11 protein-coding genes are annotated in these 11,512 nt (G+C 36.1%); all 11 read left to right on the top strand.

Annotation, left to right across the window (positions count from 1 at the left end):
- The first annotated feature begins 3 nt into the window (after positions 1-3).
- The 11 genes from EJF25_RS08545 (at position 4) to EJF25_RS08495 (ending at position 11,500) form a co-directional block, all read left to right on the top strand.
- Positions 4-1,134 carry a chain-length determining protein gene (locus EJF25_RS08545; protein ID WP_125040881.1) on the top strand — a complete coding sequence of 377 codons (1,131 nt, stop codon included), beginning with the start codon at positions 4-6 and terminating at the stop codon, positions 1,132-1,134.
- A gap of 32 nt (positions 1,135-1,166) precedes the next feature.
- On the top strand, positions 1,167-3,086 hold the full coding sequence (locus EJF25_RS08540) for a polysaccharide biosynthesis protein (protein WP_125040880.1): 1,920 nt from the start codon (positions 1,167-1,169) through the stop codon (positions 3,084-3,086).
- Between the two features lie 101 nt (positions 3,087-3,187).
- On the top strand, positions 3,188-4,075 hold the full coding sequence (rfbA, locus tag EJF25_RS08535) for a glucose-1-phosphate thymidylyltransferase RfbA (RefSeq protein ID WP_125040879.1): 888 nt from the start codon (positions 3,188-3,190) through the stop codon (positions 4,073-4,075).
- A 175-nt stretch (positions 4,076-4,250) separates the two neighbouring features.
- Positions 4,251-5,546: an O-antigen translocase gene (locus EJF25_RS08530; protein ID WP_125040878.1), complete on the top strand. Its 1,296-nt coding sequence runs from the start codon at positions 4,251-4,253 to the stop codon at positions 5,544-5,546.
- An 8-nt stretch (positions 5,547-5,554) separates the two neighbouring features.
- Positions 5,555-5,956: a sugar 3,4-ketoisomerase gene (locus tag EJF25_RS08525; protein ID WP_125040877.1), complete on the top strand. Its 402-nt coding sequence runs from the start codon at positions 5,555-5,557 to the stop codon at positions 5,954-5,956.
- Complete coding sequence (locus EJF25_RS08520) at positions 5,949-6,368, top strand: sugar 3,4-ketoisomerase (RefSeq protein ID WP_125040876.1); 420 nt, start codon at positions 5,949-5,951, stop codon at positions 6,366-6,368. Before EJF25_RS08525 ends, EJF25_RS08520 begins: the two co-directional genes overlap by 8 nt.
- Entirely contained in the window at positions 6,365-6,880 is a 516-nt protein-coding gene (locus tag EJF25_RS08515; RefSeq protein ID WP_125040875.1) for an acyltransferase, read from the top strand. Before EJF25_RS08520 ends, EJF25_RS08515 begins: the two co-directional genes overlap by 4 nt.
- A 1-nt stretch (position 6,881) precedes the next feature.
- Entirely contained in the window at positions 6,882-7,988 is a 1,107-nt protein-coding gene (locus tag EJF25_RS08510) for a DegT/DnrJ/EryC1/StrS family aminotransferase (protein ID WP_125040874.1), read from the top strand.
- Positions 7,989-8,043: 55 nt separating this feature from the next.
- The gene (locus tag EJF25_RS08505) at positions 8,044-9,360 is read left to right on the top strand and encodes a UDP-glucose dehydrogenase family protein (protein WP_125040873.1); all 1,317 of its coding nucleotides are present in this window, start codon (positions 8,044-8,046) and stop codon (positions 9,358-9,360) included.
- A gap of 141 nt (positions 9,361-9,501) precedes the next feature.
- Positions 9,502-10,521 (top strand): glycosyltransferase family 2 protein, encoded by a 1,020-nt coding sequence (locus tag EJF25_RS08500; RefSeq protein ID WP_125040872.1) that lies wholly within the window; start codon positions 9,502-9,504, stop codon positions 10,519-10,521.
- 1 nt (position 10,522) lies between these two features.
- Complete coding sequence (locus EJF25_RS08495; protein ID WP_125040871.1) at positions 10,523-11,500, top strand: nitroreductase family protein; 978 nt, start codon at positions 10,523-10,525, stop codon at positions 11,498-11,500.
- The last annotated feature ends 12 nt before the right edge of the window (positions 11,501-11,512 follow it).

Here is an 11,512-nt window from a genome sequence, read left to right as displayed (position 1 = left end):
ACCATGACAGAACAGAAACTAGCCAAAGACCTCCCATCTGTATCTAACGCCTCGAAAACTGATGAGATGGAAATTGATTTGATGGATATCTTGCGCAAACTAATATGTATCCGTAAAACTTTGTACAAAACTGCGGGAATAGGCTTGGTTATAGGTATAATAGTTGCTTTGAGTATTCCCAGACAATATACTGTCAAAGTAACTTTATCCCCCGAAATGGGTAATTCCAAAGGAAACAATGGTCTTGCCGGTCTTGCCGCTTCTTTTTTAGGCAGTGGAGCCACAGTTGGCGATGGTACAGATGCATTGAATGCCTCTCTTTCGTCTGACATTGTATCTTCTACTCCTTTTTTGTTGGAACTATTTGAGATTAACGTTCCTGCTGTGGATAAGGGTGAGGATATAACTTTAACTTCTTATTTGGATACCCAGTCTTCTCCTTGGTGGGATTACATTTTAGGTATCCCCGGCAAAGTGATAAGTGGTGTGAAATCATTGTTTATATCTGACAATGAAGAAACCGCTACTGATAAACAGAAATCGGGAACAATCACATTAACCAAAGAGGAAAAAAGAAAAATAGATGCTTTGAAGAAAAACATATCGGCTACAGTAGACAAGAAGACAGCTATCACCAGCATATCTGTTACTTTGCAGGACCCTAAGGTTGCTGCATCTGTTGCCGATTCTGTTGTTCATAAATTGCAGGAATGTATAATCGGCTATCGCACTTCTAAAGCTAAAGAAGATTGTATTTATCTGGAAAAACTGTTTAAGGAACGTCAGGATGAATACTATACCGCCCAAAAGAAATATGCGGAATATGTGGATACCCATGACAATCTGATCCTTCAAAGTGTTCGTGCCGAACAGGAACGTTTGCAAAACGATATGAGTCTGGCCTATCAAGTCTACAGCCAGGTTGCTACCCAATTACAGGTAGCGCGTGCTAAAGTTCAGGAAGAAAAACCTGTCTTTGCTATAGTCGAGCCTGCCGTCGTTCCACAACAACCTTCCGGTACTGGAAAGAAAATGTATGTGATTCTTTTTGTGTTTTTGTCTGTAGCTATCATATCTGTATGGAAACTATGGGTAAAAGATATTTTGAATAAGCTGAAAAAAGAGCTTGCATAATGTTTAATGGGGAATAAATATAAAATATTATCATGAAGAAATCATTAGAAAAGTTCCTTCAATATACCAGTCGGAATTTTTTTAGTTGCTGGCTGATTTTAGGGGTAGATACAGTCATAGCCAGCTTATGCACATTGTTTACTTTTATCGGTATTCATTATATAACAGGTATAGAATGGAATACTATTCAATTGATTCAGGTGATCGCTGTTGCTTTACTGTCCAGCATAATCGGAGATCTGATATTCAATACCTTCCGCAATACGATTCGCTATTCCGAGATAAAGGACCTATGGCGGGTCACATGTAGTGTCCTGTTTAAAACAGCATGCATGGCAATATTTGTATTCTTCTTTTTCAAGGAAGACAAACTTTTTGGTAGTCAGAATTTGGTATTTGTCATTTCTGACGGAATGCTTACCTTGATCACTCTGATCGGTCTTCGGGTACTAGTTATTGTCACCTATGAATCCCTGATTGGCATTGTCCGTAAAACAGATACCAAGATTCTTATTTATGGAACCGATGACAAAAGTGTCGCTCTAAAAACCCGTTTACGTAACAGTTCTCACTATAAGATAGCCGGTTTTTGTATCTATAGTCGTGACCATAGCCGTAGAATACTTGTAGACTCTCGGGTTTATTCTTTTAGTAATAAAGAGAGTTTTGATCTTTTAATAAAAAAGCATCATATTCAAGGCATTCTGTTTGCTCGAAATGAATCCATCAAAGAGGAAGAGAACCGTCTTCTTGAGTATTGTAAAAGTAGTGGTGTAAAGACTTTAATCGCTCCTTCAATCAGTGAAGCTGATGCGAACGGACTTTTTCATCAATTTGTCCGTCCTATCAGAATAGAAGATCTGTTAGGACGTGAAGAAATCAAAATCAATATGGATGAGATTGCTTCCGAATATTGTAATAAGACAATATTGGTGACAGGAGCTGCCGGAAGTATCGGTAGCGAGTTATGCAGGCAGTTGGCCCAAATAGGGGTTCGTAAATTGATCTTGTTTGATTCTGCCGAAACCCCTCTTCATAATGTCCGTTTGGAGTTTGAGAAGAAATATCCGAACATCGATTTTGTTCCGGTTATAGGTGATGTTCGTGTCAAGCAACGTATACGTATGGTTTTTGAACTGTATCATCCACAAATTGTATTCCATGCAGCCGCTTATAAACATGTTCCTCTGATGGAGGAGAATCCCTGCGAAGCTGTCTATGTTAATGTGATCGGTTCCCGTCAAGTTGCTGAAATAGCAGTCGAATATGAAGCAGAGAAAATGATCATGATTTCTACGGATAAAGCTGTCAATCCAACGAATGTGATGGGAGCTTCCAAACGTCTGGCTGAAATTTATGTTCAAAGCTTGGGAACCGCTATCAAAGAAGGTAAAGTAGAAGGTAAGACCAAATTTATCACAACTCGTTTTGGAAATGTCTTAGGTAGTAATGGTTCTGTGATCCCCCGTTTCAAGGAACAGATAGAAAATGGCGGTCCTGTAACTGTAACTCATCCTGATATTATTCGTTATTTTATGACTATTCCCGAGGCTTGTCGTTTGGTGATGGAAGCCGGTATGATGGGTGAAGGTAATGAAATTTTTGTTTTTGAGATGGGTGAGCCTGTTAAGATTGTAGATTTGGCAACGCGTATGATTGAGTTGGCAGGCTATCGTCTAGATGAAGACATAAAGATTGAGTTTACAGGCTTACGTCCAGGTGAAAAGTTGTATGAAGAGTTATTGAGTACTGAAGAGAACACTCTTCCAACCTCCAATAAGAAGATCAAGATCGCTAAAGTTCGTCGTTATGAGTATGATGATGTTTTGGAGGCTTATGCTGATTTTGAGAATCTTGCTCGTAATGTTGAGATCATGAATACGGTTGCTTTGATGAAAAAGATCGTACCTGAATTTATATCTAAGAATTCTCGATTTGAAGTATTGGATTAGAGTCGAAGCAATTCCTTTATAAGGCTTGTTTTATTTTCTAGTTATGAGTTATTATCTGTATATTTTGTTTGGAACATAGTCAAAAGTATTTATTATTTTTTATGAAAGGTATTGTTTTAGCAGGTGGCTCTGGTACTCGATTGTATCCCATCACTAAAGGAGTGAGTAAACAGCTTTTGCCGGTTTTTGATAAGCCGATGATTTATTATCCAATTTCTGTACTCATGTTAGCAGGGATTCGTGAAATACTAATAATCTCTACTCCGTATGACTTGCCTGGATTCCAACGTCTTTTAGGTGATGGATCTGACTATGGAGTACATTTTGAATATGCTGAGCAGCCATCACCTGATGGCTTGGCTCAAGCTTTCATTATTGGAGAAAAATTTATAGGAGGGAATTCTGTATGTTTGGTTTTAGGAGATAATATCTTTTATGGTCAGGGTTTTACGCGTACACTGCAAGAGTCAGTTCGTTTGGTTGAAGAAGAACAAAAAGCAACAGTGTTTGGCTATTGGGTGAGTGATCCTGAAAGATATGGTGTCGTGGAATTCGATAAAGAAGGTAATGTACTGAGTCTTGAAGAGAAGCCATTATATCCTAAAAGTAATTATGCAGTAGTGGGACTTTATTTTTATCCCAATAAAGTCGTAGAAGTTGTAAAAAATATAAAACCTTCTGCTCGTGGAGAACTGGAAATAACAACAGTTAATGATTGGTTTCTACATAATGATGAATTGAAAGTACAGTTATTGGGGCGTGGTTTTGCGTGGTTGGATACCGGTACGCATGATTCCCTTTCAGAAGCAAGTACTTTTATTGAAGTTATCGAAAAACGTCAAGGATTGAAGGTGGCTTGTCTTGAAAGTATTGCACTACGTCAAGGTTGGATAACTTCTGATAAGATACAAGAATTAGCAAAGCCGATGTTAAAAAATCAATATGGCCAGTATTTGCTGAGAGTTATTGACGAAGTGGCTAATAGTTGATAATTTGAATCTATTATGAATATTATAGAAACGTCTATAGATGGTTTAGTTATTATTGGGAATAGATAATTATGGCTATTTTAATATGTGAGGTCACATTCTGGTAAGCATTATTTTACGATTCTTGAAGTGTTTTTTCCATTTATTAAAACAATCATCTGCTATTCATAGATTTATGAACTATATAAAATGTCTACTCCATAAATTAATAGAGGTAGATATTATAAAATTCTTCTCCTTAAATGCTATCTCTACTTTTGTAAGGATGCTGGCAGGTATAGTTAGTGTGAAAGTTGTAGCTGCAATCATTGGACCGGCAGGTGTAGCTTTATTGGGACAATTGAATAACGTAAGTAGTATCTTGTTAGGTCTCGCTAATGGTGGAATTAATAGTGGTATAACAAAATATGTATCTGAATATAAGGAAGATAAATTTGCTATCTCTAGGCTATTGTCCAATGCATTACGTATAACGCTCTTCTTTACTGTCATTGTGGCTTTAGTTTTGATACTTTTGCACAATCAGTTAAGTCGATGGATTATGCTGTCTGATGATTTTGGGTATGTATTTGTCTTTTTTGGTTTTACGATTATTTTCTATACGCTGAATGCGTTTCTGCTTTCAATACTCAATGGTTATAAAGAGTTTAAAAAGTATGTAGTAGTCAATATTTGCGGTACAATAATTGGGCTGATTTTTTCTGTAACTTTGGTTCTTTTATTTGGACTTACTGGGGCTATGATTAATGCTGTAACTTTCCAAAGTGTAATGTTTTTTGTGACATTATGGATGTGTCGTAAATGTGTGTGGCTGAAACTTGAAAATTTCAGAGGAAAGTTTGATTCGGAAATTACTCGCAAATACCTTCGTTATTCATTGATGACATTGACATCCTTGGCGATTACTCCTGTAAGTCAGATATTACTTCGTGGCTATGTCATTTCTGAAATCTCGATTACTGAGGCTGGTTGGTGGGAAGGAATGAATCGTATATCCAATATGTATTTAAGTATTATCACCAGTTCCTTTTCAGTTTACTATTTGCCTCGTTTGTCAGAAATAAAAGATAATATGGAATTGCGTTATGAGATATTTAAATGCTATAAAGTCATTGTGCCGATACTATTGACAGCGACTATTGCTATATACATATTGCGACATTTTATTATTTGGTTACTTTTTTCTCCAGAATTTTATCCTATGGAGAATTTCTTTATTTGGCAGATGCTTGGTGATTTTTTTAAGATTTGTAGTTGGCTTCTTTCTTTTGTAATGGTCGCTAAAGCTATGACCAAAGCATTTATTACAACTGAAATATTTTTTTCTTTATCATTTATAGTTTTAGGGTATTTATGTATGCAATTTAATGGCACAATAGGGCTAACACAAGCATACTTGGCAAATTATATCCTTTATTTACTGTGTATGATTATTGTGTTTAAAAAAATAATATTTGTCTCAAATAAATAATTATTAATATGGATCAGCCTATTATCATTAATCTTCCCAAGATTCTCGATGCAAGAGGAAATCTCTCTTATGCAGAGCAGTTCAGGCATGTACCGTTCAAAATAGAACGCAGTTATTGGATATATGACGTACCAGGTGGTGAAGCTCGTGGTGGACATGCCTATCGAGAAAATCAGGAGTTCATTATTGCCCTTTCTGGTAGTTTTGATGTGGTGCTGGACGATGGTAAGCAGAGACAGACTTTCTCGCTCAACCGTTCTTACTACGGACTTTATGTGCCCAAGGGAATGTGGCGTGAAATGAATAATTTCTCTACTAACAGCTTGGCTCTAGTGCTTTCTTCTACACTTTACAATGCGAATGACTATATCCGCGATTATGTACAGTTTAAATCTTATATCCATGAATAAAAATACTGTTTACGATTGTACCATTATTAAATTAGACAAGCATCACAGTGATCGTAAAGGTAATATCACGGTGGTTGAAAACAATAAAGATATACCTTTTGAGGTGCGTCGTACCTATTATCTCTATGATGTTCCTAGTGGTGAAAGCCGAGGCTCACATGCACATAAAGAATTGAGTCAGCTTATTATAGCGGCTAGTGGCAGCTTTACAGTAACTCTTGATGATGGTAATGTGAAGCGCACGTTTTTGCTAAATCGTCCCAATCAAGGACTTTATGTATTACCTGGTATTTGGCGCGATTTGGATGATTTTTCCTCTGGTTCTGTCTGCTTGGTACTGGCTTCGCATGAATATGACGAAGTAGATTATATTAGAGATTATGATAGTTTTTTAAAATTTAAACAAAAATGATTCATTCGTTAGCTGACGTTCAGAGCTCTAAGATCGGATTTGATACTCGAATCTGGCAGTTTTGTGTTGTTTTGAAAAATGCAGTAATTGGCAATCAGTGTAATATTTGCGCTAATGTGTTTATTGAGAATGATGTTATCATTGGTAATCAAGTAACCGTAAAATCTGGTGTACAGATATGGGACGGTGCCCGTATTGAAGATAATGTATTTATAGGTCCTAATGTTACTTTTACTAATGACTTGCATCCACGTTCTGGTAATATAGATTATGAATGTAAAGGTATAATACTTCGGAAAGGATGTACTATTGGTGCCAATACAACACTTTTGGCAGGTATTGAAGTGGGAGAATATGCTATGATTGGGGCTGGTAGCGTAGTTACAAAGAATGTTCCTGCTCATTCGTTGTGGTTTGGTAATCCTGCTGTATGTAAAGGTTATGTGACAATTTCAGGTGAAATTCTTGATTTTAATTTTAAAGATAAAAACGGTTTAAAACATAAAATATAATATGATTTCATTTCTATCATTAAAAGATGTTACTGCCCTTCACGGAGCAGAAATTAATGAAGCGGTGAGCCGGGTGGTTAATAGCGGCTGGTATCTGCAGGGTAAAGAAAACGAAAAGTTTGAAGCGGAATACGCTAAGTTTATTGGTACAAGATATACTGTGGGGTGTGCCAATGGTCTCGATGCGTTGATATGGATATTTCGTGCATACATCGAGATGGGCGTGATGCAACCGGGTGATGAAGTTATAGTCCCAGCTAATACATACATTGCTACCATTTTGGCTATTACCGAGAACGGTTTGAAGCCGGTGTTTGTAGAGCCTAAACTTAATACATTGCAGATTGATGAAGATAAGATAGAAGAAGCTATCACATCTCGTACAAAAGCGATCATCATAGTCCATTTGTATGGTCGTTTGGCTTGGAACGAAAAAGTAGCCAGTATTTGTAAGAATCATAATCTGAAATTGGTAGAAGATAATGCGCAGGCACATGGTTGTTTGACTTCTGATGGTCAGAAGACCGGATCACTGGGGGATGCAGCAGGACACAGTTTCTATCCCGGTAAGAATATGGGTGCGTTAGGCGATGGTGGTGCTATTACTACTAACGATAAAGAATTGGCAGATGTGGTGCGTACTTTGGCCAACTATGGTTCACAGAAAAAATATGTTTTCAAATATGCTGGTCGTAATAGTCGTCTCGACGAAATTCAGGCAGCTGTTCTTAGAGTGAAGCTGAAATACTTAGTGAAGGACAATGAATGTCGCAAAGTAGTGGCTCGTTATTACATCGAACATCTCAACCATCCGCAAGTTTCTCTGCCGGAAACACTCCCTTATGAAAGTAATGCATTCCATCTCTTTCCTATTTTCTGTGAAAAACGTGATGAGTTGCATGACTATTTGGAACAGAACGGGGTGGGGACGGTGATTCACTATCCGATTGCTCCGCATAAGCAAGAGTGTTACAAGGAGTGGAATAATATTTCGTTGCCTATTACTGAGTACATTGCTGCTCACGAACTGAGTTTACCCATTGGTCCGGCTATTACTATGGATGAGGTGAAAACAGTAGTGAAGGTAATAAATGAATGGCGGGGATAACTATTCTGTGTATAGGTGCAGAAAAATATTTAAGATGAATTAGTAATTAAACAATATGGATATAGCTATTGTAGGCACAGGCTATGTAGGGTTGGTATCGGGTGCTTGTTTTTCCGAGATGGGCGTAAACGTGACTTGTGTGGATGTTAATCAAGAGAAGATTGACAAATTGTTGAACGGACAGATTCCTATTTATGAGCCTGGTCTCGAAGAAATGGTAATGCGTAATTGTCGTGAAGGTCGTTTGAACTTCACGACAGATTTGACCTCTGTTCTCGATGATGTGGATATTGTGTTCTCTGCTGTGGGGACTCCTCCTGACGAGGACGGTTCAGCCGATCTTAAATATGTGCTTGCTGTGGCTCGTCAGTTTGGCCAAAACATAAAGAAATATACCGTACTGGTAACGAAGAGTACTGTGCCTGTTGGTACAGCTACTATGGTAAAAACCGCTATTCAAGAGGAATTGGATAAAAGAGGTGAACAAATAGAATTTGATGTAGCATCTAACCCTGAATTTTTGAAGGAAGGTGTTGCCATTAAAGACTTTATGTCTCCTGATCGTGTGGTAGTAGGTGTGGAAAGTGAAAAAGCTAAAGAGTTAATGACTAAACTTTATCGCCCTTTTTTATTAAATAACTTTCGTGTTATCTTTATGGATATTCCTTCAGCTGAGATGACCAAGTATGCTGCTAACTCAATGCTGGCTACTCGCATATCGTTTATGAACGATATTGCTAATCTTTGTGAGCGGGTAGGTGCTAATGTGAATATGGTGCGAAAGGGGATAGGTGCAGATAGCCGCATTGGTTCCAAATTTCTTTATCCAGGTTGTGGTTATGGCGGTAGTTGCTTTCCAAAAGATGTTAAAGCTTTAATCAGGACTGCTGAGAAGAGTGGTTACAAGATGCATGTGCTTAATGCTGTAGAGGATGTGAACGAGTATCAAAAAAAGATTGTTTTTCAAAAGCTAAGTAAACATTATGGAGGGGCGTTACAGGGTAAGATTATTTCCATTTGGGGGTTAGCTTTCAAGCCTGAAACGGATGATATGCGCGAGTCTACCGCCCTTATTATTATTAAGTTGCTAAAAGAAGCTGGTTGCCAAGTGCGTGTTTACGATCCTGTAGCTATGAACGAATGCTATCGTCGCATTGGTGACATGGTAGATTATGCTGCCGACATGTATGCTGCTGTATTGGGAGCTGATGCTTTATTGCTCCTTACTGAGTGGAAGCAGTTTCGACTGCCTGATTGGGGTATAATTATAAAATCGATGAATCATCCTGTTATTATCGATGGTCGTAACATCTATGATGCGCGGGAAATGGAGAACTTAGGATTTGAGTATAGCTGTATAGGTAAAAACTAAGCAGAAAAAATTATTTTATACAGAAGTTGATATCATTAATACTTGAAGTTCATTAGAATTCAATAATGATGAAGTATGTTTCAAAGCAATATGTTGATTAATGATTTTTCAAAGTGTGGTTTATAATTCAACTGTATTTATATGGATAATGAAGTATGTGATATAAATAGTATTCCGGAAGTTACTGTCTTAATAATTATATATAATCAAGGTCAATATATAAAGCAAACAATAGATTCTATTTTATCTCAAAAAACAGATTTTTCGTTTGAAATAGTAGTTGCTGATGATTGTAGTACTGATTGTACTCGACAGATTTGTGAGTTGTACCAGAATAATTATCCGTATTTAATAAATTATGTACGTCGAGAAAAAAATTTGGGACTTATAGGGAATTTGTTTACAGCTTTTTTTAATGAATGTAGAGGTAGATACATAGCTACGTGTGCAGGTGATGATTATTGGATTGATGAGTATAAGTTACAAAAACAGTATGTTATACTTAATTCACGTCCGGATATATCTGTTGTACTAACTGGTTATCGTAAGTTTTTTGAAGAGTCAGGAACTTTTCTGGATATCAATAAATGGGAAAGTCCATTACTGCGTACGAAGGGAAAAAAAATGATAAAGTCAGTATTATATGAGAATTTCTCATTTTTCCCGGTGGTGAGTAGCATATTGTTTAGAAACAAAGAAACTATTCAGATGCTAAAAAAATGCAAATCATTGTATTCTGGTGAACGTGTTCCAGGCGAAGCAATGATTCTATTATCTATTTTTGCTTTGAATGGTAAATATGCATTTTTAGAAGATTTAACTACGGTTTATAGAATAAGGAAAGGTTCTCTATCTCACACGGATTCAATCAAACATAAAATAGATTTTGCTATTAGATATTCTATTCAAAAGATGGACGTAGCAGAGTATTTTAATTTGGCTGCAACTGTAAAATATAAGCTTGTAATAAAGTTTGTATTTCAATATTTGTATATATATCAAGACGGGTTCTCTTCTGAATTCATAGAAATACTGAACAAGTACTCAAATGAGAAGAGATCTGTATGTTTAAAAAGAGCTATTACTACAATATTGTTATTGAGTAAATCTAAAGTTTTACGAGATCTCTTTTTAATAATCTTAAATTTTAAAAATAGATAACATGATTTTGCCTCACAGCATTAAAAAACATTTAGTGAAGATATATGCAAAATATCTTAGGATTTCATCAGTTATTTACATTAGTTTTTATCATTTCATTCGTTCATATAAATATGTATCATCTACTAATACTTTGAATGGATGGAAGGCTTCGCTAAGGGTCAGATGTCATATTTTAGAAAAAGGATTGACAATGCCCAATATGCGGTTAGGGTTTGGCCAGTCAAGAATCAATGATTTAATTGATTTTTTGAATACCTCTAAATGTTATGAGAAACAAGAAGAATATGTGTATGCGATAGGTTTATTAAAAGAATATATTAGTTTGCATGAAAGAGAAAACTTTCAATTGCCGGATTCTTTTAATTCTAAATTAAAAGAATTTGTTCTTAATTATTCTGATATAGAATCGTTTAAGCAAATTAAGATGTCGGATTCTGAATATTTTATTCATTTTAATGCCTCTTTTCCTATTTTTGCTAAATCAAGACACTCAGTTAGAGATTTTGCAGGTCCGGCAGATATTAGTAATATAATAAAATCGGTTGAATTGGCAAAAAATGCTCCTTCTGCATGTAATAGACAAGCTGTAAAGTGTCATTTCTTTTCTGATTATAAGATTGTCCAGAAAATTTTAGCGGTACATACGGGCAATAATGGTTTTGGTCACTTAGTATCACAATTATTTATTCTTAGTGTAGATATCCGTATGATAGGAGTAAAGGAATATAACGATGCATTTACAAATACCGGGATTTTTACAATGAATTTATGCTATTCTTTGCATTATTATAAGATAGCCTCTTGCATATTAAATTGGAGTGTTTTGCCTAAAGATGATAGAAAATTACGGAAAATAGTCAATATTCCAGAAGAGGAAACGATTGTTTTGATCGTAGTTGTAGGAGAACCATCTAAGCACTTTGATATTGCTGTATCAAAACGACAGAATATAGAAGATTTTTTCACCATTCATTGAAGCGATTATAAT

The sequence above is a fragment of the Bacteroides faecalis genome (assembly GCF_003865075.1).
GTDB lineage: Bacteria > Bacteroidota > Bacteroidia > Bacteroidales > Bacteroidaceae > Bacteroides > Bacteroides faecalis.
Note: the sequence above shows the minus strand (reverse complement) of the source record. Positions and strands in the feature narration are given on the sequence as shown.

What these genes read in the sequence shown, in the direction of transcription:
- EJF25_RS08545 (WP_125040881.1), top strand. Translation starts at nt 4, where the DNA reads ATGACAGAACAGAAACTAGCCAAAGACCTCCCATCTGTATCTAACGCC.
- EJF25_RS08540 (WP_125040880.1), top strand. Translation starts at nt 1,167, where the DNA reads ATGAAGAAATCATTAGAAAAGTTCCTTCAATATACCAGTCGGAATTTT.
- rfbA (WP_125040879.1), top strand. Translation starts at nt 3,188, where the DNA reads ATGAAAGGTATTGTTTTAGCAGGTGGCTCTGGTACTCGATTGTATCCC.
- EJF25_RS08530 (WP_125040878.1), top strand. Translation starts at nt 4,251, where the DNA reads ATGAACTATATAAAATGTCTACTCCATAAATTAATAGAGGTAGATATT.
- EJF25_RS08525 (WP_125040877.1), top strand. Translation starts at nt 5,555, where the DNA reads ATGGATCAGCCTATTATCATTAATCTTCCCAAGATTCTCGATGCAAGA.
- EJF25_RS08520 (WP_125040876.1), top strand. Translation starts at nt 5,949, where the DNA reads ATGAATAAAAATACTGTTTACGATTGTACCATTATTAAATTAGACAAG.
- EJF25_RS08515 (WP_125040875.1), top strand. Translation starts at nt 6,365, where the DNA reads ATGATTCATTCGTTAGCTGACGTTCAGAGCTCTAAGATCGGATTTGAT.
- EJF25_RS08510 (WP_125040874.1), top strand. Translation starts at nt 6,882, where the DNA reads ATGATTTCATTTCTATCATTAAAAGATGTTACTGCCCTTCACGGAGCA.
- EJF25_RS08505 (WP_125040873.1), top strand. Translation starts at nt 8,044, where the DNA reads ATGGATATAGCTATTGTAGGCACAGGCTATGTAGGGTTGGTATCGGGT.
- EJF25_RS08500 (WP_125040872.1), top strand. Translation starts at nt 9,502, where the DNA reads ATGGATAATGAAGTATGTGATATAAATAGTATTCCGGAAGTTACTGTC.
- EJF25_RS08495 (WP_125040871.1), top strand. Translation starts at nt 10,523, where the DNA reads ATGATTTTGCCTCACAGCATTAAAAAACATTTAGTGAAGATATATGCA.